General features: G+C 65.2%; 27 protein-coding genes and 1 tRNA gene. 19 read left to right on the forward strand and 9 right to left on the reverse strand.

Going from position 1 to position 20,430, the window contains the following annotated elements:
• Positions 1–45 precede the first annotated feature (45 nt).
• Positions 46–402 carry a DUF2200 domain-containing protein gene (locus ITJ66_RS07155; RefSeq protein ID WP_192018304.1) on the forward strand — a complete coding sequence of 119 codons (357 nt, stop codon included), beginning with the start codon at positions 46–48 and terminating at the stop codon, positions 400–402.
• Between the two features lie 81 nt (positions 403–483).
• On the opposite strand, the gene ITJ66_RS07160 is transcribed toward ITJ66_RS07155, so the two are convergent.
• The gene (locus tag ITJ66_RS07160) at positions 484–1,980 is read right to left on the reverse strand and encodes an MFS transporter (protein WP_194644182.1); all 1,497 of its coding nucleotides are present in this window, start codon (positions 1,978–1,980) and stop codon (positions 484–486) included.
• A gap of 106 nt (positions 1,981–2,086) precedes the next feature.
• Between ITJ66_RS07160 and ITJ66_RS07165 the strand changes: the two genes are divergently transcribed.
• The 3 genes from ITJ66_RS07165 (at position 2,087) to ITJ66_RS07175 (ending at position 4,461) form a co-directional block, all read left to right on the forward strand.
• The gene (locus tag ITJ66_RS07165; RefSeq protein WP_064296613.1) at positions 2,087–2,698 is read left to right on the forward strand and encodes a TetR/AcrR family transcriptional regulator; all 612 of its coding nucleotides are present in this window, start codon (positions 2,087–2,089) and stop codon (positions 2,696–2,698) included.
• 4 nt (positions 2,699–2,702) lie between these two features.
• On the forward strand, positions 2,703–3,506 hold the full coding sequence (locus ITJ66_RS07170; RefSeq protein ID WP_194644184.1) for a hypothetical protein: 804 nt from the start codon (positions 2,703–2,705) through the stop codon (positions 3,504–3,506).
• Positions 3,507–3,807: 301 nt separating this feature from the next.
• The gene (locus ITJ66_RS07175; RefSeq protein ID WP_194644186.1) at positions 3,808–4,461 is read left to right on the forward strand and encodes a ScbR family autoregulator-binding transcription factor; all 654 of its coding nucleotides are present in this window, start codon (positions 3,808–3,810) and stop codon (positions 4,459–4,461) included.
• Positions 4,462–4,520: 59 nt separating this feature from the next.
• Here ITJ66_RS07175 and ITJ66_RS07180 read toward each other — a convergent pair whose 3' ends face one another.
• The 4 genes from ITJ66_RS07180 to ITJ66_RS07195 form a co-directional block, all read right to left on the reverse strand.
• A complete protein-coding gene (locus ITJ66_RS07180) occupies positions 4,521–5,030 on the reverse strand; it encodes a hypothetical protein (protein WP_194644188.1) in 510 nt (169 codons plus the stop codon).
• A 138-nt stretch (positions 5,031–5,168) separates the two neighbouring features.
• Positions 5,169–6,095, reverse strand: a complete 927-nt coding sequence (locus ITJ66_RS07185; protein ID WP_370582584.1) for a pyridoxal-phosphate dependent enzyme — start codon at positions 6,093–6,095, stop codon at positions 5,169–5,171.
• Positions 6,096–6,389: 294 nt separating this feature from the next.
• Positions 6,390–6,671 carry a DUF3892 domain-containing protein gene (locus ITJ66_RS07190; protein ID WP_194644189.1) on the reverse strand — a complete coding sequence of 94 codons (282 nt, stop codon included), beginning with the start codon at positions 6,669–6,671 and terminating at the stop codon, positions 6,390–6,392.
• Positions 6,672–6,849: 178 nt separating this feature from the next.
• On the reverse strand, positions 6,850–7,092 hold the full coding sequence (locus ITJ66_RS07195) for a hypothetical protein (RefSeq protein ID WP_194644192.1): 243 nt from the start codon (positions 7,090–7,092) through the stop codon (positions 6,850–6,852).
• 444 nt (positions 7,093–7,536) lie between these two features.
• On the opposite strand from ITJ66_RS07195, the gene ITJ66_RS07200 reads away from it, so the two are divergent.
• From ITJ66_RS07200 to ITJ66_RS07255, 12 genes are all read left to right on the forward strand, one after another.
• Entirely contained in the window at positions 7,537–7,767 is a 231-nt protein-coding gene (locus tag ITJ66_RS07200; protein ID WP_194644194.1) for a hypothetical protein, read from the forward strand.
• A 14-nt stretch (positions 7,768–7,781) separates the two neighbouring features.
• The gene (locus ITJ66_RS07205) at positions 7,782–8,225 is read left to right on the forward strand and encodes a hypothetical protein (RefSeq protein ID WP_194644196.1); all 444 of its coding nucleotides are present in this window, start codon (positions 7,782–7,784) and stop codon (positions 8,223–8,225) included.
• A 67-nt stretch (positions 8,226–8,292) separates the two neighbouring features.
• A complete protein-coding gene (locus tag ITJ66_RS07210) occupies positions 8,293–8,772 on the forward strand; it encodes a hypothetical protein (RefSeq protein ID WP_194644198.1) in 480 nt (159 codons plus the stop codon).
• A 440-nt stretch (positions 8,773–9,212) separates the two neighbouring features.
• Positions 9,213–9,437: a hypothetical protein gene (locus ITJ66_RS07215; RefSeq protein WP_194644200.1), complete on the forward strand. Its 225-nt coding sequence runs from the start codon at positions 9,213–9,215 to the stop codon at positions 9,435–9,437.
• Between the two features lie 190 nt (positions 9,438–9,627).
• Positions 9,628–9,843, forward strand: a complete 216-nt coding sequence (locus tag ITJ66_RS07220) for a hypothetical protein (RefSeq protein WP_194644202.1) — start codon at positions 9,628–9,630, stop codon at positions 9,841–9,843.
• A 2-nt stretch (positions 9,844–9,845) separates the two neighbouring features.
• Positions 9,846–11,387, forward strand: coding sequence for an AAA family ATPase (locus tag ITJ66_RS20125; protein ID WP_370582585.1), 1,542 nt, complete (start codon positions 9,846–9,848; stop codon positions 11,385–11,387).
• Positions 11,311–11,910, forward strand: coding sequence for a hypothetical protein (locus ITJ66_RS07230; RefSeq protein ID WP_194644206.1), 600 nt, complete (start codon positions 11,311–11,313; stop codon positions 11,908–11,910). The genes ITJ66_RS20125 and ITJ66_RS07230 overlap by 77 nt, the downstream gene beginning before the upstream one ends.
• Positions 11,911–12,199: 289 nt before the next feature.
• The gene (locus ITJ66_RS07235; RefSeq protein WP_194644208.1) at positions 12,200–12,682 is read left to right on the forward strand and encodes an HGGxSTG domain-containing protein; all 483 of its coding nucleotides are present in this window, start codon (positions 12,200–12,202) and stop codon (positions 12,680–12,682) included.
• Positions 12,679–12,864, forward strand: coding sequence for a hypothetical protein (locus tag ITJ66_RS07240; RefSeq protein ID WP_194644210.1), 186 nt, complete (start codon positions 12,679–12,681; stop codon positions 12,862–12,864). The genes ITJ66_RS07235 and ITJ66_RS07240 overlap by 4 nt, the downstream gene beginning before the upstream one ends.
• A 168-nt stretch (positions 12,865–13,032) precedes the next feature.
• Positions 13,033–13,692 carry a recombinase family protein gene (locus tag ITJ66_RS07245; RefSeq protein WP_194644212.1) on the forward strand — a complete coding sequence of 220 codons (660 nt, stop codon included), beginning with the start codon at positions 13,033–13,035 and terminating at the stop codon, positions 13,690–13,692.
• Entirely contained in the window at positions 13,689–13,952 is a 264-nt protein-coding gene (locus ITJ66_RS07250; RefSeq protein ID WP_194644214.1) for a hypothetical protein, read from the forward strand. Before ITJ66_RS07245 ends, ITJ66_RS07250 begins: the two co-directional genes overlap by 4 nt.
• On the forward strand, positions 13,952–15,085 hold the full coding sequence (locus ITJ66_RS07255; protein ID WP_194644215.1) for a tyrosine-type recombinase/integrase: 1,134 nt from the start codon (positions 13,952–13,954) through the stop codon (positions 15,083–15,085). The genes ITJ66_RS07250 and ITJ66_RS07255 overlap by 1 nt, the downstream gene beginning before the upstream one ends.
• Here the strand turns inward: ITJ66_RS07255 and ITJ66_RS07260 are convergent.
• The 3 genes from ITJ66_RS07260 to ITJ66_RS07270 form a co-directional block, all read right to left on the reverse strand.
• A complete protein-coding gene (locus ITJ66_RS07260) occupies positions 15,082–15,822 on the reverse strand; it encodes a hypothetical protein (RefSeq protein WP_194644217.1) in 741 nt (246 codons plus the stop codon). The genes ITJ66_RS07255 and ITJ66_RS07260 overlap by 4 nt on opposite strands.
• Before the next feature lie 3 nt (positions 15,823–15,825).
• Complete coding sequence (locus ITJ66_RS07265) at positions 15,826–16,443, reverse strand: hypothetical protein (RefSeq protein ID WP_194644219.1); 618 nt, start codon at positions 16,441–16,443, stop codon at positions 15,826–15,828.
• Positions 16,444–16,910: 467 nt separating this feature from the next.
• Positions 16,911–16,983, reverse strand: a tRNA-Lys gene (locus ITJ66_RS07270).
• 130 nt (positions 16,984–17,113) lie between these two features.
• On the opposite strand from ITJ66_RS07270, the gene ITJ66_RS07275 reads away from it, so the two are divergent.
• The 3 genes from ITJ66_RS07275 (at position 17,114) to ITJ66_RS07285 (ending at position 19,527) form a co-directional block, all read left to right on the forward strand.
• Entirely contained in the window at positions 17,114–17,743 is a 630-nt protein-coding gene (locus ITJ66_RS07275) for a DNA-directed RNA polymerase subunit beta (RefSeq protein ID WP_086474394.1), read from the forward strand.
• 348 nt (positions 17,744–18,091) lie between these two features.
• Positions 18,092–18,682, forward strand: coding sequence for an ECF RNA polymerase sigma factor SigK (sigK, locus tag ITJ66_RS07280; RefSeq protein WP_370582586.1), 591 nt, complete (start codon positions 18,092–18,094; stop codon positions 18,680–18,682).
• A complete protein-coding gene (locus tag ITJ66_RS07285) occupies positions 18,679–19,527 on the forward strand; it encodes an anti-sigma factor domain-containing protein (RefSeq protein ID WP_194644223.1) in 849 nt (282 codons plus the stop codon). The genes sigK and ITJ66_RS07285 overlap by 4 nt, the downstream gene beginning before the upstream one ends.
• 121 nt (positions 19,528–19,648) lie before the next feature.
• On the opposite strand, the gene pstB is transcribed toward ITJ66_RS07285, so the two are convergent.
• Positions 19,649–20,428 (reverse strand): phosphate ABC transporter ATP-binding protein PstB, encoded by a 780-nt coding sequence (gene pstB, locus ITJ66_RS07290; protein ID WP_056007815.1) that lies wholly within the window; start codon positions 20,426–20,428, stop codon positions 19,649–19,651.
• Between the last annotated feature and the right edge of the window lie 2 nt (positions 20,429–20,430).

Consider the following 20,430-nt stretch of genomic DNA (forward strand, 5'->3'; position numbering starts at 1 on the left):
TGATCGGCCTGGTCCCGAACGCGCGACGGTGGGAGACTGACCGGTATGGCCGGACATCGCATCTTCACGACGAGCTTCGCCAGTGTGTACCCGCTCTACGTCGCGAAGGCGGAGCGGAAGGGCCACACGAAGGGCGAGGTGGACCAGGTCATCACCTGGCTCACGGGCTACGACGACGCCGCGATCGAACGGGTGCTCGCCGACGGTACGGATTTCGAGACCTTCTTCGCCGAAGCGCCGGCGATGCACCCCAACGCGTCGCTCATCACGGGCCTCATCTGCGGCATCCGCGTCGAGGAGATCGAGGACCCCCTGATGCAGCGCGTCCGTCAGCTCGACAAGCTCGTGGACGAGGTCGCGAAGGGGAAGAAGATGACGTCGATCCTCCGCGTCTCCGTCTGACCGCCGACCGCGTGGCCCTCCCATGACGCAGACGGCCGCCGCGCGAGTGCGCGACGGCCGTGTGCTCGGAACCCGGTGGGATCAGTGCGCGAGCACCGGCTCTGCGGACGCCTCCGGGGCGTGGTGCAGGGCGAGTCCCTGATTGCGTCGGCGGAACAGCAGTGCCGCCGTCACGGCGCCCACCGCGAAGAACCCGGCACCCCAGAAGTAGGCGGTCTGGTAGCTCTGGATCGCGGCCTGCGCGAGCACCTCGGGGGTGGGCGGCGTGTTGTCGGTCACGTAGGCCGTGGCGGCGCTCGCCGCGAGGGTGTTGAGCAGCGCCACACCGATCGACCCGCCGACCTGCTGGCTGGTGTTGACCGTCGCCGAGGCGACCCCGGCGAACGCCCGGTCGACACCGAGCGTCGCGGTCTGCATCGAGGCGGGCATGATCGATCCCATCGCGAAGCCGAGCACCATGAGCGCCGGCATGACGTTGCCGACATAGGAACTGTCGAGGTCGAGTCGGGTGAGGAGGAGCATGCCGATCGCCCCGAGCGTCATGCCGAACGGCACCATGACCTTCGGGCCGAAGCGGGGGACGAGGAGGTTGGTCCCCAGCTGTGCGGCGAGTACGAGCATCGCGATCATCGGGAGGAAGGCGAAGCCCGTCTGCTGCGGTGAGTAGCCGAGCGAGGCCTGCAGGTAGTACGTGACGAAGAGGAAGATGCCGAACATGCCGGCTCCGGCGATCATGACCGAGATGAACGCGGCACCGCGGTTGCGGTCGAGGACGATCGACAACGGGAGGAGCGGGTGCGCGGCCCGGCGCTGCCAGAGGACGAACGCGACGAGGAGGACGGCTGCGGCAGCGAGGAAGGCCCAGCTGAGCGGCGAGTCCCAGCCGTCGGTCTCGGCATTGGCGAAGCCGTAGACGAGGCTGAACAACGCACCTGAGACGAGGACGGTGCCCGGAACGTCGAGCTTGGGGCGGGGGCCGGTCGTCTTCGGGGTGGTGATGAAGAGGACCGCCCCGACGATGGCGACCACGGCGATCACGACGTTGATGTACAGGTTCCAACGCCAGTCGAACTGCTCGGTGAGGAATCCGCCGAGGAGGAGTCCGACCGCGCCACCCGCGCCGGCGATCGCACCGAAGACGCCGAACGCTCGGGCGCGCTCCTTCGGGATCGTGAAGGTGGTCGTGAGCATCGCGAGCGCGGTCGGTGCGAGGAGGGCGGCGAAGACGCCCTGCAGCGCCCGCGCGGCGACGAGGGTGCCGAACGAGTCCGCGGCGCCTCCGAGGGCCGAGGCGATCGCGAACCCGACGAGCCCGATGATGAACGCCCGCTTCCGGCCCATGAGGTCGGACAGGCGTCCGCCGAGCAGCAGCAGGCTGCCGAAGGCGAGGGAGTAGGCGGTGACGATCCACTGGCGGTCGCCGTCGGAGAATCCGAGGTCGGCCTGGGCGGCGGGCATCGCGATGTTCACGACGGTGGCGTCGAGCACGACCATGAGCTGGGCGAGGCCGACGGTGACGAGCGTCCACCAGCGGCGTGAGGAGACTGCCGGGGTTCCGGCGGCGAGGTTCGAAGTCATGCTGAGGACTCTATACGGAACTGGACAGTTTCGGAACCGAATAGTTCCTGAACGTTCGAGTTCCTGAACTATGCTGTTCCGGGAGACGAAAGGGAGGTGAGCCGCGATGACGCAGCTCGAGACCCCACCCGCAGCGCCGAAGCTTGGCCGGAAGCGCGATCACACGCGGGACGCCGAGATCCTCGACGCCGCGCTCGACGTCCTGGCCGACACGGGCTACGCCGGGATGACGGTCGACATGGTCGCCGCGCGGGCGAAGGCCGGCAAGGCGACGCTCTACCGCCGATGGGCGTCGAAGTCCGAACTCGTGATCGACGCGGTCGCCTGCATGAAGCAGATCGATCCCGACTTCTCGAAGCTGCCCGACACCGGCTCACTCCGCGGCGACCTCGTCGCGATGATCAAGGCGCCGTCCATCGCCGAGGGCGAGCGCAAGATGCGCGTGTTCGCCGGCGTGATGTCGATGATCTCGGATGCCCCGGAGCTCACCGAGTCCATCCATGCGGCGATCGTGGAGCCGCGCATGGCCGTCAACCGCTTCCTGTTGCAGCGCGCGATCGACCGCGGAGAGATCCGTGCGGACGCCGATGTGGAGACCCTTGCGCTGATCAGCCAGGCGATGGTGAGCTATCGCGTCCTCATGCTGCGGGAGCCGGTGACACGTGACTTCCTCATCTCGGTGATCGACGGCGTCATCATCCCGGCCGTCCGGAAGTAGCTCGATGACCGGCGGACCCGCCCGATCTCGAACCGGGCTGCTCGATCGCGCGGCACCGGTCCACCTCGGGACACCGGACGCCCCACTGCGCTTCACTGGTTTCCGCGAGCCCGGTGGGCGCCACCTCATCGTCGATGGCGCAGAGGCGTTCGAGTTGAGCTTCCCGTGCGGAAGCTGCGCGCTGCTGTTCCGTCGTCTGGACGAGGGTGCCCGGGCGCTCGCCGCAGACGTACTGCACGATCACCTGGACGAGGGCGTGCCCGCGATCGATGATCCGTCGTTACGCGACCTCGTGTCGACGATCCTGCCTGAGGGGACCTATCTGCCGCTCCTGCTGTCCATCGAGCCCGTCCTGGTTGCTCCGGGTGACGATCACGACTACTTCTCGCGGGAACAGGTCGCGCACCGCGGCATCGACCCCACGCTTGGTGCACCGGAGGACCCGGCGACCGGCTACTACCGCGGCCCGACCCGGACGACCGGCGATCACGAGACCCTCTTCGAGTTCCTGGTGCCGATGGTGCCGCCCGGTTGGAACGACCGCGAGCGCGTGGCCTCGTACGAGGAGCGGCTTCGCACCGGGGGAGCGGCGACCGTGCTCGCGGTCTCCGTGCTGGACCGGACGCAGCCGTTCGACAGCGCTGACGCCCACACGGGTCTCGTGCACATCGTGCTCGACGGCCACCACAAACTGGAGGCAGCCGCGCGTCTCGGCGTCCCCGTCACGGTCCTGTCGTTCGTCTCGGTCGACGCGAGCCTTGCGGACGAAGCGACGGTGGCCGGCCTCCCGGAGCTGCTCGCGCGCTGATCACGGCGCGTGTGTGACCGGGTGGATCACGCAGTGCTGGATCCCCCGATCCCTGCGTGACCCACCGGTCGAGGCGGTGAGCGTCGCAAACCCCCGTCGCGAATACGCAGCCCACTGAGGCGTGGACTGCGGCGGCATCACCTCCACCAGTGTGACATGAATAAGTCGTTCGTACCAGTTATCGAAAAGAGGTCGGCTGTGCGAGCTCCGAGCCTCTAGGCTGAGGCCCCGACCGGCCACGGTCGACGGACACGGCGCCGATGGATCGGAGCCGGAGCACAGGCTGCCCGAGGAGGTCAGGATGCCGGGGACGCGACGAACGCCCACGCAGGAACGCGGACAGGTGACGCAGGATGCGATCGTCGAGGGAGCCGCGACCGTCTTCGACCGCATCGGCTACGGGAACGCGAGTCTGTCGATGATCGCGGAAGCATCCGGGATCTCGCAAGGGTCCATGTACTTCCACTTCAAGTCGAAAGAGCAGATCGCCCTCGCGGTCATCCACGAGCAGCACGACCGGTCGATGCCCCTGATGGCACGGGTGTCGGAACAGTACGACGGGGTCCTCGAGCGGCTCATCCGGGTGTCGCGCGCCATCGTCGATCAACTCGAGAACGACCCGGTGGTCCGTGCCGGGATCAGACTCACGCTCGATGAGGGTTCGCTGAGCCAGCCGGCCGGTGCGTTCTACGAGGATTGGATCTCGGGGACGGCCGCTCAGCTCGACGTGGCGCTGCAGGCCGGGGACCTGGAGAGTTCGATGTCGGCACCGGAGCTGGCCCGCACGCTGATCGGATTCTTCACCGGTGTCCAGCTCACCGCCCAGGCGACGGTCGGGCGCTCGGACATCGGAGCGTCGGTGGACCGCATGTGGCGGCTCGCGATCGACGCCATCGTCCCCGAGGCGCGGCGGTCAGCGGCGACGCGCGTCCGGGAGGACGCTTTCGGCCTCTAGGTCGGGCTGCGCGCGACGCGACGCAAGGCTCGGCCAGCCCTCCCTCCACTGGACTCGTGTCAGGTGAGCACCGGTAGCGCCCAGCAACTCAGCGCCGCACCACTACCGAGTATCACCACGGCACTGCCGACGAGGCCCGCGCTCGTCCGTTTGGCGAGTCCGAGGCGTCGACGCAGCCGTGTCACGGTTTCGATGTACCCCGCCATCTCCGCGCCGAAGCAGCGAAGCAGTGCCTCGTCTGCAGGAGTCCCCGGAGACGGCGCGAAAGTCGGCTCGGTCAGACGCTCCACTGCACGCACGACGGCGTCGATCCGGACTTGCACCGTTCCTGCACCCTGCTGGACGACGACCCCGGCGGCCAAGACGAACGCCCCGAACGAGGACACGAAGATCGGCAGCGTCTCCGCCAGCTCTTCCTCCGAATAGCCGTCCAAGGGGCCGACATACGCTGCCGCCGTGACGAAGCCGACGCCCAACACCGCCAGGAGCACCACGAAGGCACTCGGCCAAGTGGCCAACGGCTCATCGACCACCTTCCGGAACGCTTGGATGTTCTGCGTCTGAGCCATGCATCGAACCTACCTGCGACAGGAACACCCGCACAGCACCGGCGTCACGACGGCGATGGTTCCAGAAAGACGCGCGCCGAGCCGGAGGAAACGACGACCACACACCGGCGACCTTCATGTGCTGACCCGAGACGGAACTCAGACTGGCGGTTCTGCGTCGGATCCGGCGAACGCCGGGTGACCGAACAGCCCGGGCAACCCACCGGTGTGCAGGAACACCGTCCGCTCGCCCGGCCGGATGTCACCACGCGCGACGGCATCGACGAGTCCGCTGCATGCACGACCGGTGTAGGTGGGGTCGAGGAGCAGTCCTTCACGCTCCGCGGCGAGCGTGAGTGCAGCTCGGGTGCCGTCCGTGAGGTGTTCGTACCCTGCGCCGATTTGCGAGCGATCGACCCGGAGGGACTCAGCGGGATACTGGTCGCCGTGGCCCATGGCGGCGAGGAGTCCAGCGACGGTCGCGCGTCCGTCCGGCACGGCGCCGCAGTCGACTCCGAGTACGACCTCCGCTCCGAGACCGGAGACGAGCCCCGCCATCGTGCCGCCGGAACCGATAGCCACCACGACGTGGCGGACGTCGGGGACCTGGTTCCGGAGTTCCCCGGCGGCGTCGATGTACGCCTTCGCGCTGGCAGCGCTCGACCCGCCGAACGGGATGCGAGAGATCGATCCGAAGGAACCCGCGGTCTGGAGGCGATCGGCGACGGTTTCCGCCGACTCGTCACCGGACCAGACGATGTGCGCGCCGAACAACTCATCGAGGAGGACGTTGCCGAGCGACCTCGGCGGTGCGTCTCCCTGCAGGACCAGCACACACCGGAGGCCGACGCGGGCGGCCGCGGCGGCCGTCAACCTGGCGTGGTTGCTCTGTGGGGCGCCGGTCGTAAGGACGGAGTCCGCACCGGACCGTAACGCCTCGCCCATGGTGATCTGCAGCTTCCGCGCTTTGTTCCCGCCGCCGCCGAGCCCGATGAGATCGTCGCGTTTGATGAGCAGGTCGCCCGCGTCGAGGCCGATCGCGACCGCGAGCCGGTCCGCCAGATCGACCGGGGTCGGGCCTGACACGAATCTCGGGTCCGGAATCAGCTGCTGCTCACCGTTCACGGGTCCCCCTCGTGACGACGAGATCTCATCCGCCGGCGTCGTGCGTCGTGGTGGGCCCGGTGGGGCTCGAACCCACGACCCGCGGATTAAAAGACGGTGTTCTCAGTGGTGCGGTGGTGATCTGATCTGAGCCGGGATGATCCGATCCAGGCCGGAATTCCAGGCGAGTACAGGATACTCCGCCGGGGCGAACGGACTAGTTCGGGGTAGTCCGGATCGCCCCGGCGGAGCGCGGGTGGAGTGCTTCGGGAGGGCCTAGAAGGTCGGCAGGCTCAACAGGTTGTTGGTCCACGTCTTGTCTGCATACGTGCGGAGGTAAGGCTGACCGGAGTCGGGGTGAACGCTGCCGACCCGAACCCGACTTGCTCCGCTCCCGACGAACGCGAGGGCGTTGGGCTTGTCGACCCAGGCAACGAGTGACGGCTTGTCGTTTTCGCCAACGTCTCCTGACTCAATTTCGCGCCACTTGTACTTCACGATCGCCTCGTGAGTGTGAGGAGTGCTGCCGAATCTGACGTGGGTAATTTCGATGGACATGTTGCTCCCTAGGGTGAGTGCGCCCGCACAGCGCGAACGCTAGGCACATTCTGCTCACCACCACCGACATCGAGGCGACCGTCGCCCAGGACGCTCACCGTGCGTCGCTCTGTCTGAGTAGACGCACGAGAACCCCGGCGGTCCTTGGGAGGGGATGATCGCCGGGGTTCTCTGTCGGCTACCAGTGAATGCGGTCGCCCTTGCCGACGGGCGGCGCGTCACCCATGCGGCTGCCGCGAGCGGGTGGCTCGTCGCGCTGCCCTTGCCTGCGCATCTCGCGGGCTCGTTCGGCGGTGGTGCCGCGGGCGAGTCGGTCGTAGAGCTTCGGGCCGCCTTCGCGGGGGCCGCCTCCGTACTCAGTCTGGTCTGTGTAGACGCGCGCGTTCTCGGGGTCGATATCGAGGTCATCTCGGCGGTGCATAACTTCTCCTGTTCTCGTGGGTCCCGAAAGGCTACGTCTACTCGTTGAGATTGCGAGCGAATATCGTGCGACGAAAGGTGCAGGTCGACTCTCGAATATGAACGTCAAATTTCTCCGCTGACCCCAGCAGCGGCAGTGAAACATTACGCGGTAAAGTTTCTCTACCCAAGGTACGGAGGCATCACGAATGGGAAAGCGCGGGCCAACGCCGCTCGGCAACGACATTGAGTTGCGGACAACGATTACACCAGAGATCGACGCCGCTCTGGCACAACTCGTTGAGTTGTCAGGCGGCAAGAGCAGGGCGACCTTCGTTCGGAAGGCACTGCTCGACATGTTGACCTCAATCGGCCTCGTTTATCCCGAAGTGACTGAGCGACTGCACCCCACCAGAACGGCTGGCCGTCCGATTCAGCGACCGGCATCACCCCGAAGGAGAACATCATGACGATTCAGCTGCCACCCTACGTTCCGCGCCGCAGTAACGCCGTGGCCCAGCGGATCCAGAATCAGCGTCACCTCTACGAGGGCAGCATTGTCGCCCTAGAGAAGGTGATCGCGGACGCCGAAGAGGCCTTCATCGCGATCCTCGACGAGCAGGAACGTCGGGAACAGAACCGCGACCGTATCAACGTCCTCACTGCCAAGCACACCCAGCGCGTTCCGCGCGGATAGAACGGACCCGAATCATGAGCAGCAGCGCACTGAGCCCTGATCCCGAACAGCTTCGCATCAGCATCCGCGAGGCCGCCTATCCGAACACACAATCCGAGAAAGACGCGGTCACCGCCGTCGACCGAGCTGTCTTTGACAAGGTCCGGGTGTACGAGGACCACATCGTCGCCGCAGCAGAGGCCTTCCTCGACGAGCAGTCCGTGCATCTGATGGCGGCTGAGGAAATCTGTGAGCAGCTGCCAGAGCAGGTCACATATGCCCTGGACAAGCGAGGAGCGACCGCCGACGCGGCCACCGCAGGCCGTCTTAAGGATCTGCGATCCGCCGCCTACTCCGCCATCGACGCGCTGCGACGCTCCGAGCGCGAAGCGGCGTGGCACCAGGCGAAGGCCGAAGACCCCTACGGCAGCTACGTCGACATGACACGGAAGTATCCGATGCTGCGACCGAGCATCTGACCCCGAAACCAGTGCAGGGCTCCGGCGACGAATCCGGAGCCCTGCGAACCCCCAAGGAGGCCTCACGATGAACACGTCAACTACCCTACTTCCGGCTCTGAGCGCCCCGCTCGCGCCACCGATCGACCCCTACTGGCAGGCAGTGCCGGCGGCCTCGCTCAACCGATTCGAGATCCTGCCACCATCAGAAACCCCGATGCGGAAGCTGAACCCTGTCGAGCTCGCCACGATCCGTGTCTCAGCTCCGACGCCAGCCACCATCACATTCACCGAGTACGGCGAGCCCATTGAGGCAGCCATGCGGATCGCCGTTTGGCACGACCGCGGTATCCATCTGTCTGGATGGCAACTGGCGCAGGGACTCGCCGTGTTCTTCTACCCGCACACAGCAGGACGGACCAGCTGGAAAGGATGGGAGCTTCTGCGAGCGGTCGACGCAACATCCGAGCTCCACGGCGTCGTTGTCACCCTTGATGCGCTCGCGCTCGACGGTAGCGGCTATCGCCGAGGCGTCCGGCTGCGCGACCGAACATCCGAGGTGATGTGATGTCTGTCGACCACTGGGTATATCGGGTGGCTGCGATCTATCGGAGATTCGGCACCCCGTGCGCTCCTGCCCATCCTGCATTCGCAGCGTTAGCCTCAGAGCTGGCTGCATTCGTTGCAGACCGAAAGGACGGCGTCATCGGCGATCTTCACGACGCCGTCGCGCACGTGTGGATCACCACGCTCACTCCCACCGTGCTCCTGAGCCCTGAAATGTGGCGGTCGATCTTCGCTACAACAGGACCAATAGCGCTCAACCGACCCCTCCCAACCGGACCGTTGAGGGTGTATCGTCACGCTCTTGCCGGTGACGCGGCGGGGTGGTCTTGGACGACAGACCCGCGGACCCTCCTCACCGAGCCGTTCCGGTTCACAGGACTCAGCCCAGATCAGGCGTTCGAGATATTGACGGTTGGCCTCCCCGAGTGGGGATGGTACAGCATGGTCATCGAACCGGAACAGGTCCTCATGGCGACTGGACGCAGCATCGTTTCTCTCGACGCCCTCGGGCTGCTGTCCTACTGGGCCACCGATGAGATCGTCATCGACCCAGCTCGTCTTGGCGAGGTGTCGACAGTGCGAAGCGATGAAGTTCGACATTTGTTCTTTCGATCGAATGCCACGGCGGATCGTCTCGGCCAGCGGCGAACAAGCTCGGTGCGGTAAAGTAGTTCTCGTGACAAGCGCGGTAGGACCCGCCACGGAATTGCCATAACTGAATAGTTTCAAAACTCGTGAGGGAAAGGACCCCGAAATCGCGAACCAACCAGTCAAGGGTTGGTCGGATTAGGAAGGTCCTATTTTTTGTGCCCTCCTGCCCTGGCTGACCCACCCAATAGAAGGTGCAGGATCAGCCATGAGCAGTAAGAACAACCGCGAGGTGTACCGACTCTCCGAAGCGCCGGAGCATCCCCTTGCCAGGAAGTACGAGATTTCCGAGCGCCAGTTCCGCAGGGCTGTACAGTCAGGACGAATCAGTTACGCCCGGCCCGGTGGACTGATCGTGCTGCTCACGAGCGAGGACATCGAGAACTACATCCTCGGGTCGCGTTCCGACGCACCAAAGCGCTGACGGTGGCCACGGTGAACAACGACGATTGGCCAGAGCCGCCATCCGCTGTCAAGGCGTACGCCGAAGCTCTGGGAGCAAGGCGGACGGGCTCGAACCAATGGGCCGCGCACTGCCCGAACCCCGATCACCCCGATGAGAACGAGTCTTTCGGCTTCCGGGCGAGAAAGAAGCTGCCGGTCGTGTGGAACTGTCTCGGCTGCGACGACAGTGAAGGGGTTCGACGGGGACTGAAGGCAACCGGGCTATCAACCCGCAGGCTCCGTCGGCTGCCGGCATCGAACACCTTCAAGCTTCCGAGCGTAAAGCGGTCCGCCGAGCGTGAGCCCTATTCGAACCAGGACAAACCGTACGAATGGAGTCAGCAGCTCACTCAGAGCGACCACTCGTCCATCAAACGTCACCGCAACTTGCTTGCTGAACGAGCCATCCGGCGTGAGACCTGGGAACGGGTGCACGTGGGCACTGACGGACGGTCGCTTACGATTCCGCAGCGCGCTTCCGGCGGAGGCCCGTGGCTCCAGATCAAGTTCATCACGTATCCGGAGGATGGTTCATCGAAGGTCGTGAATCAGTCGCCGGGCTCGGTGTCGATGATTTGGCCGCAGGAGTTCCTGTCCGACCATCCGACGCTGCCGGTGTTGCTGTGCGAGGGGGAGTGGGACGCACTGCTTGCGAATCAGGAGTCGGAAGGTCTATACGTCGCCGTAACAGGGACGGGCGGAGCGCAGACGCCCCCGCGAGACCTGAGCCCTCTCAGCGGTCGAGAGGTGTTCGTTGCCTACGATGCGGACGAGGCCGGTCGAGCGGGAGCCGAGAAGGTCGCAACTCGGCTGAATCAGGCCGGTGCGCGTGCTCGCGTCCTCGACCTGACACGACTCGGTGTCTCGCCTGACTCGAAAGAGGACGTTACCGATTTCTTCGTGAAGTACGCCGGGACCGCCGAGCGTCTTGCCTCCGAAATGGAGCGCCTCCGGTCTCAGACCCGAGAGCGCTTCAAGACGGTCTCGGCTGCGGAGCTTGCGGAGGCTGTGCCGCCGATGCGGTGGCTGGTAAAGGGGGTGTGGCCGGAGGGATCGTATGGGGTGCTTGCTGGGGAGAAGAAGACCCTGAAGACCTACAACGGTCTGGCCTTTGCTTTGGCGGTAGCGAGCGGAGAACCGTTCCTGGGTGAATTCGAGGTTCCCAAGCCCCGCTCGGTGCTGATGTATCTCGGCGAGGGTGGCAAGGGGCCGACGCAGCATCGGTTGCAGCGCATCGCGAAGACCATGGGCGTGGACCTGGCGGCGTTGCCGTTGCGGATGGTGTTCGATGCAGGCGATCTGACGAGCGAGGAGTTCCTGACCGCGTTCGACGTCGCGGTGCGAGAGGACAGCCCTGGTCTTGTGATCGTTGACCCGTTGTACGCGTATCACCCTCCCGAGATCGAAGCTCAGAATCTGTACGCACGCGGTGCAATGCTGGCCGGAGATGCAGCAGATGGTCCCGGCAGGGTGCGCGTTCCTGATTGCCGACCACTTCCGCAAGACCGGCAACGTCGATCTTGACCTCGACTCCATTGCGCAGTCGGGTGTGGGCCAGTGGGCTGACAGCTGGATTCTGCAGAAACACGACACTCCGCCACGCGTAGACGAGGGTGAGTTCGCGCTCGGGGCGGCATTCGGGTCGCGGCAGTGGGGCGGTCAGCAGTACCTCGTCAACTGGTCACTCGGCCGATTCGACCCCGATTCCGGAGAGCACATCGGCGACCTCAGCTACTCAGTGTCACCCGTGGCGTGGGGAGCGAAGTCTTCGGCCGTCGCCGAGAAAGACAACAACGTCGCCTCTCACATCATCCACCTCCTGGAGCAGGAGCCCCTCGAGTTCACTGTGACGGCGGTGAAGGAGGCTGTGAAGGAGCGCGCCCGCGTCGGTGAGACTCGCTTCAAGCAGGTGTGGGACGAGCTGGTCGCGGCTGGGCGGGTCGTCTCTGAGTCCGCTCCCGGCAGCGAGGGCAAGATCCGGCCTCGCTGGCGCGTGTCCGGTGTCGGTAATGCGCCGCTCCGCCTCACCCCGGAGGCCGAGAAATGACCACCCCGGCTCGCTCTCTCAGAGGCGACTTGATTCCGGCTCCGCGGCAACCAGCCCCGAACCCGCCCCGGGCGGAGGCGACTTCCTCTGGCGGAGGGCCGCATCCTCAGGCGGCACCTGGGGAATCAAGTCACCTCGGTTCCGGGGCTACTTGGAGGCGACTCACTGACCCCGGGCATCAGAAGGGACGAGGGCGGGTAACCAACCCGCCTCGCCTCCGTCCCTTAGGGAGGCGGGTTGACTTGACCACCCTCATGGAGAAGCACGAAGAAGAGAACTGGAGACTGACATGAACGACCTGATGCACGAGAAGACCCTATGCACAGCCAGGAAGCGAAGCGGACAGCCGTGTGGGAACGCACCGATGCTCGGTAGCTCTGTGTGTCGGATGCACGGAGGGGCAGCGCCGCAGGTCAAGCGGCGCGCTCAGCAGCGGATTCTGGAGGCCAGCGACAAGGCTGCATTCGCGCTGGTGCAGATGATGCAAGACGTGACCATCCCTCCGGCTGTGCGTGTGTCGGCGGCGAGGGACCTGCTCGACAGAGCCGGACTCGTGAGCAAGGCAGAGCTGAGCGTCGAGGTATCGGTATCGAAGTGGGACGCGATCGACGCAGAGATCCTGGTCGACGTCGCAACCGAAGAGGACATCATCGACGCCGAGCTTGTTCACGACAACGACGAAGCCGACGCAGACGAGCTGATGGAGCGACGAGCTATCGAACGTCGCGTCGAGCCGCGCCGAGTACAGAAGCGAACAGGACGCCGGGCATGAGCGCCCGGAGACAGGACGTCGCCTGGGGTAAGCACGTGATCGAGGACGTCCTATCGAGCACGAGCGACGAGGGTCGTATTCCCGAGGCCGACCTCCGCAACGTAGATCGAGCGCACGACATCTTCAACGACGCGTTTGGCCCGGCTCCCGACGCGCTGCTACCGGAGCAGCCCAGCGTCTGAGCTCTGCCGAGAGAACACCCCGAGGCCGGTAGACCGGGCTATTCCGACTCGTTTTCTCTCGGCAGGCTCTGATTCCTCAGTGGCTCAAGCGGACCGCTCAGGGGGACCACGAGAGTTCTTCAGAGCGGTGACGAACGACACCGATCGGAACGACCACAAGGAGACCCTATGAACAAGCGCGTACTCGGCTACGTTCGCGTGAGCAAGGCTGACCGCACACGGGACACGAGCCTCGGCATCGAGGCTCAACGTAGCGCGATCACCCGAGCTGCGGAGGCGAAGGGCTGGACCATCGTTGAGTGGTTCGAGGACGACGGGCTGTCCGGCAAGGACACCAACCGACCCGGCCTGACCGCCGCGCTCGCCGCATTGCGTCGCCATGGCAAGCGCAACGCTGACGGACTCGTTGCCGCCAAGCTCGACCGGCTCTCACGCTCGGTCATCGACTTCGGCGAGCTGTTGGAGCGATCCCGACGCCAGCGCTGGTCCATCGTCGTGCTCGACTTCGACCTCGATACCAGCACTGCGGTAGGGCGGATGCTCGCCGGTGTCATGGTCCAGTTCGCCCAGTTCGAGCGGGAGGTGATCGGGGAGCGCACGAAGGCGGCGCTCGCCGTGAAGAAGGCCGAGGGTGCCCAGCTCGGTAAGCCCTCCCAGGTCCCAGCCGAAATTCAATCGCGCATCCTCCAGCAACACACGGCTGGTCTGTCGCTTTCGGCTATCGCCCGCCGCCTCAACGAGGACGGCACACCCACTCAGACCGGCGCAGGCCAGTGGACACACACGGTCATCGGCGGCGTTGTGCGGAGATGGAAGGAATCAGCATGAGCGACGACCTGAAACCTACGCCACCGGAGCCGAACCCGTTCCGCCCGAAGACCCGGCCCACCCGCGCGGACCTGATCCGGGTCGGCGACATTGTTCTGGAGAGCTACGAGCACCCGGCCACAGTGACGTCCGTCCACCAGACCGGCGCGACCGGACAGGTCTATCTGCGTTGTCGATACATCTGGCAACGCCCTGTCGAACCGGACTGGAGCCTCGGCAAGTTCGCCCCGGCGACCCCGATCCTGAAGGCGGTGAAGTAATGGCGCACGTCAAGGAAGTCGAGCGCGCGGGCGGGAAGCCGAGCTACATCGTCCGGTGGCGCGACAACGGCTTCAAGCAACGCTCGTTCAAGGTGAAGCGCGAGGCCGAACGCTTTGCGCTGAAAGTCGAGTCGGACCTAGCCGAAGGCCAGAGCACCGACCGGCTCGTCAAGAATTCGAAGACGGTTGCGGAGATCGTCGCCGCCTCGATGACGGCGAGCGCTCCCGGGTTGAAGCCGCGCACTCGGCAGAGCTACGAGACCATCTACCGCAATCGAATTCTGCCGACGTTCGGCAAGCGCCGCGCCTCGACGGTCACCCGAGCCGAAGTGCAGGCCTGGGTAGTGAAGCTCCACGCTGACGGGTTGTCGCAGGCAACAGTGCACCACCATTACGTCGCCCTGAAGAAGGCGTTCAAGCACGCTCTCCACGATCGGCTCATCGACCACAACCCGTGCGACGGCGTAACGCTCCCGAAGACGCACGCCACCGAGGAGCCTTCAGTGGTGTTCCTGACGGCTGTGCAGGTCGAACGTCTCGCGACCCGGCTGGACCCTGTGGCGCCGTATGACCTACTGGTGCGGTTCGCCGCATACACCGGACTCCGGGCGGCGGAGCTGGCTGGACTGAGGGTGCGGGACCTCGACCTTGCGGCCGGCCATGTGTCCGTGCGGCAGACGATGCAGCGGATCGCAGGGGAGTGGGTCGTCGGAACGCCGAAGTCGCGACGGTCCACCCGCGACGTGCCTCTCATGCACAGCGGACTGATCGCGGATTTGCGTCGGTACAAGATGAGCCACCCGCGCTCTGGCGACGGCGACGCGCTGCTGTGGCCGGGACGTAACGTCGGCTCGCACGTACTGAACTACGACCACGTCCTCGACGTCGGCAGCTTCCGCCGGAACTACTTCCGCCCTGCTCTGCGCGCGCTAGAGATGCCAGACATGCGTGTCCACGACCTCCGCCACACGGCGGCGTCGCTGTGGCTGGCGGCTGGGTTCAAGCCCTACGAGGTGAGCCGGTGGCTCGGCCACGCGAACATCACCACCACCGACAGCATCTACGCGCACCTCTACCCCAGCGACTACACCGAGCACGTAGCCCGGTTCGATGCGTTCATCGGCGTTCTTTAGAAGAGAATGCCGACGACGTCCTCAATGTGAGCCTGAGCTTTCGCGACACCAGGGTCGTACTTGTTGGGGTGGCCACACTGGTTCCGTGTATCGAGGCATTGCCCCAGCACCGTGCGCTGCGCCTTATCGATCTCACCTAGGTCCCGTGCAACGTCCAAGAGGGTTGACTCTCTGAGCGTCGAGAGGTCGTCGAGTTTCACTATTCGTGACTTTGGAAAGTACTTCTGTGCTGCAGCTTCCACAGCCTGCGCTCCGTGCGTCCAAACGCGCGCCTGCAACACCTGAACCGCGCCTACCCACGTGAAGACGATGCCAGCACGGAGCGCGTTGACGCTCAGGCAGAGGACAGCCTCCTCGAGGTACGCCCGTGCGCCGGAATCACCGACCTTCGACACCACCCGGCGCAACATCTCCACGCCGTGTTCGATGTCAGGCTGTGTCTCGGGAATGTTGGCCATCGCTCGGACTGCAGCTTCGCCCGTTGGTGTAAGTGTCCACAGCCGCGCGCCGCCAGGGGCGTGGGAAGCAACGTCAACGAGCGCCCCCGCCTTCAGCATGACATCGGCAATGTTCGCCTGTTTGGCCTTGGGCACGCGCGAAGCCTGCAGAGCTGCCTTGATCTGCGCACCTGAGAGCGCTCGTTGGTCGCGAAAGTGGGCGTGCCAGTAGAGAACGAGAAGGGAACGGTCCCGCCACGTCGTTGCACCGGCGGCTGCCAGAAATTCGACCAGGCTCACGGCCTACTTCTTCTCCGCCTGCGGAAGGCCGGTGATGAGATTCCTTCCCAGATTGGAGAGTCTGATGTCGTCGAGCCCTTCCGAGTTATCGAGCTCCTTCTTCCCGGCTTGGGAAGCCGTATTTCTAACGTCAGTTGGCAAGTTCCATTTCTGAGAGTGGTAACAGGTGACGATTTGCGCGATTGTAGCTTTCGGCTGTTCTGCAATCTCGAGAATCCAAAAGACAGCGGCAGTGTACTTCTCCATGTGGGTCTGTGGCTTCTTCTCGGCCACGAAATCTGCAAAAGATTGCTTACCGTGAGGTGACAGCTCAAGCTGCTTATCAGGATTCACACTTGCGGGTTTGCTCTTCTTCGGCGTCGACTTCTTCTGTTCAGGCTTGGCCGTATCGGGATTTTGCTCCGTCGTGGCTCCGGCGGCGGGGCCATCGAGGTTAACTTTGTGTGGCTCGAAGTGAAGTCCAGGCGAAGTCGGCTGACCGGACCGTGTTCCGATCAGGAAGTGGAATGCTTCGGTCTGCAACGCTTTGGTGGGGAGACTTCCGATCACCTCTGCCGCTTTGCGAACGCGTTCGATGCGTTCGTTGAAATCTGAATCCGTCAAGAGGGCGCTCTCTTTCACTAGTCCAATCGGACTCTGCCACGAAAGTCCGCCCTCGCCGCAGCGACACGCGAGCGGCCCCGTGACGATCTACCCGTGCAGGATTCGCCAAGTGGCCATTAGCACTATGCCGAGCGCGGGAGCGGTGGCGAAAATCTTGTTCCGTGCCAATAGGAGAAGGAGGTAACGCATGGTCACGCTCCAGCCGCCTTCCGACGCTCGAAGCGCGGCTTCTGCCTCCGATGTCGGCGGCACATTGCTGGTCGGATCCATCGCCTCTCCAAACACACACGAAAACTGTTCGCTTTGGATCGCATGCCGATCCAATGTGTCAGGGGCTCCTGGGCCTCCCACGCTCGCGCGCGCCAACTACTCCAATGTTCCACATGTTCGGACGGCCGTCAACGAGTTCGTGGTCGGAGTGCTTTAGGAGTGCCAACCGGGATCGAGACGGCGTCCGAGATCGGCCTGTGCCTGAGGATCATGGGTGGGCCCGGTGGGGCTCGAACCCACGACCCGCGGATTAAAAGTCCGATGCTCTGCCAACTGAGCTACAGGCCCATACGCGCTCTACTCTACGAGATTTCGACGGCACCCGTTGACGAGCAGGTCGGGGCCACAGGGGGAGTATCGCCCCACGAGGCGAGTACCGTTGTCGGGTGCGCGAAGCGCGTCGCAGGGAGGAGCAGGCATGACCGAGGGATTCCATCGTCCGACGAAGCTCCCGCCGTCGATGCTCGAAGCGATCCAGGGCGGTCTCGACCCGGAGGCCGTCTCGAGGATCACCCATGAGACGGCCGTCGCCCTCCTCACCCGGGTGCGGGCGGATCCGGACCCTGCCGTGGTCGACCGCCTCGTGACGTACACCGACGAGCACGGGATCGACGCGATCGCCGAACTCTGGTCGCACGCCAGTCCGCGGAGCCTTCCCGGAGCCCTCTGGCGGATCTACCTGCTACGCCTGCTCATCCGGCAGGACCCGGTGGGGACGAGCTTCAGCTTCCAGCGGGGCACCGAGCTCATCACCACCGTCGACCCCGTGATCGCCGGCGCGGCCGAGCCGACCGGGCCGGAGGAGATCATCGTCCTCGCCGACCAGATCCTCCGTGGGCTGTACACCGGCGACTTCGCGATCGCCCTCGAGCGGGCGGCGTCCTTCTGCCGGATCAACGCGGTCGGCTGCACCTCACTCGCGAACGACCGGGACGCGGTCGACCCCGCAGACGCCGCGAGACTCACCACGAAGGCCGCACGGTTCAGCACCATCGCCGAGGAGCTCGCCGGCTGCGCCCGACTGTGGCGCACCGACTCCCTCGACTGATCCAGGCGCCCTGGTCAAGGCCTTCGACCTGGGAATGTCCACAGGTGATCCCTTGCTACACTGTTCAAGCCGGGCCGCAGTAACCCCGGGCTCCAAAAATCGCCGCTTCGAGCGGCCTTGCGCCGAGAGGCGTTTCTGCGGCCTGGCACTTATTTTCTCCGGAGGTCTTCGCCCTCCTGCCGCCTGTTCCGTGATGACACCGGAACTGGGGTGGCGAATCCGGTCGATTCCTCCAATCGGATCCCGGGTCGGCACCGAACTCCGTGTATGACCGCCGCACTGTACACGCAGACCCGACCTCGGGTGGGCGTCGCGCAAACGGCCGGTGTCCGTGAGAAGCTAAGACTTGTGACCACGGGACCGGAAGCCGACGCTGCACCGCAGGTGTCTTTGGCGAACGTGCTCGACGCGCTCCTCATCCGCGTGGCAGGCGGCGACCAGGTCGCCTTCAGCGAGCTGTACGATCACATCGCGCCGCGGGTCCTCGGACTCGTCAAGCGGGTGCTCGTCGACTACGCGCAGTCCGAAGAGGTCACCCAGGAGGTGTTCCTGGAGGTCTGGCAGAACGCCCAGAAGTTCGAGGCGGGCAAGGGCACGGCCACGACCTGGGTGCTCACCATGGCCCACCGTCGTGCGATCGACCGCGTGCGGGCTTCACAGGCCGGACGTGACCGCGATCTCAAGATCGGCATCCGCGACTTCGACGAGCGTGTCGACAACGTGCAGGAGACGGTCGAGATCCGGATCGAGCACGAACGCGTCAAGCGGGCCTTCGTCCGGTTGAGCGAGCTGCAACGCGAGGCTGTTTCGCTCGCCTACTACGGCGGCTACAGTCACAGCGAGATCTCGAACCTGCTCGGCGTGCCCATCGGTACGGTGAAGACCAGGTTGCGAGACGGAATGATCAGACTTCGAGACGAGTTGGGGGTGCGTACATGACCGAGCGAGACGATGCAACAGACCTGGCAGCCGGAAACGCGCTGCACACCCTGACCCCGCGCGAGCAAGAGCGGTTCGACCGCCTGCGCGCCGAACACGAGTCCGTCCGCGAGGAAGCGGCGGAATTCGAGGAGACCGTCGCCATGCTCGACCTCGCAGCACCTCCCGTGCAGCCGTCGGCGGCGCTCAAGAACTCGCTCATGGCCGCGATCCAGAACCTGCCGCAGCTGTCCGCTGACGCCCCCGTCGATGCTCCTGTCGCCGAGGTGCAGCCGCTCCCGACCGCGCTCCCAGAGGTCGACGAGACGCCGGTGTCGACACCGACCGCCACGCCGGCCCCTGCAGCAGCGACCACCCCGGTGGCCGGCGCAGCGGAGCGCAAGGCCGCCTCACGGTGGCGTCGCAGTGCCGTCGGCATGGTCGTCGGCGCAGCAGCAGCGGTCGGCCTCATCTTCGGCGGTGTCGGACTCGCGAACACCTTCGGTGGCGGATCCCTCACGCAGACGGTCGCGCTCGCGGAGATCAACGCGGCATCCGACGTCCAGCGCGCCAAGGTGTCCATGGACGATGCGACGGCGACCCTCGTCTGGTCGGGCGAGCTCGGCAAGTCCGCCCTGCTCGTCGACGGACTCGGCTCACTGCCGTCAGACAAGGTCTACGAACTCTGGTACATCGGCGAGGGAGGCCCGGTCTCGGCCGGCACCTTCTCCGCAGCGAACGGCACCACCTGGCGGGTCCTCGACGGCGCCATGAGCGCAGGCGACAAGGTCGGCGTGACGGTCGAGCCGCAGGGTGGCTCCAAGCAGCCCACCACAGACCCGATCATGGTCATCGAGACGGCGTAGTCCGTTCCCTCGGCCCTGAGCCTGTCGAAGCGCGGACTTCGACAGACTCACCGACCTGCTGCAGACGACGACAGCCCCGCCCGGGATTCCCGGGCGGGGCTGTCGTGATGCCGGCGTCAGATCAACCGAAGCGACCCGAGACGTAGTCCTCGGTCGCCTGGACGGACGGCTTCGAGAACATCGTGGTGGTGTCGTCGTACTCGATGAGCTTGCCCGGCTTGCCGGTGCCCGCGATGTTGAAGAACGCGGTCTTGTCGCTGACGCGGCTCGCCTGCTGCATGTTGTGCGTCACGATCACGATCGTGTACTCCTGCTTGAGTTCCTCGATGAGGTCTTCGATGGCGAGCGTGGAGATCGGGTCGAGGGCCGAGCACGGCTCGTCCATCAGCACGACGTCGGGGGAGACGGCGATGGCGCGGGCGATGCAGAGACGCTGCTGCTGACCACCGGAGAGACCGGAGCCCGGCTTGTCGAGGCGGTCCTTCACCTCGTTCCAGAGGTTGGCGCCCTGGAGCGAACGCTCGACGAGCGCGTCCTGGTCGGACTTCGACATCTTCCGGTTGTTGAGCTTGACGCCCGCGAGCACGTTCTCCTTGATGCTCATCGTCGGGAACGGGTTCGGGCGCTGGAAGACCATGCCGACCTGACGGCGGACGAGGACCGGGTCGACGCCCGGGCCGTAGAGGTTGTTGCCGTCGATCAGGACCTCACCCTCGACGCGTGCGCCGGGGATGACCTCGTGCATGCGGTTCAGGGTGCGGAGGAAGGTCGACTTCCCGCAGCCGGAGGGGCCGATGAACGCGGTGACCGTGCGGGGCTGGATCTGGAGGGAGACGCCCTCGACAGCCATGAAGCTGCCGTAGAAGACGTTGAGGTCGTTGACTTCGATGCTCTTGGACACGG

Source organism: Plantibacter sp. VKM Ac-2885, assembly GCF_015351205.1.
Classification (GTDB): domain Bacteria; phylum Actinomycetota; class Actinomycetes; order Actinomycetales; family Microbacteriaceae; genus Plantibacter; species Plantibacter auratus.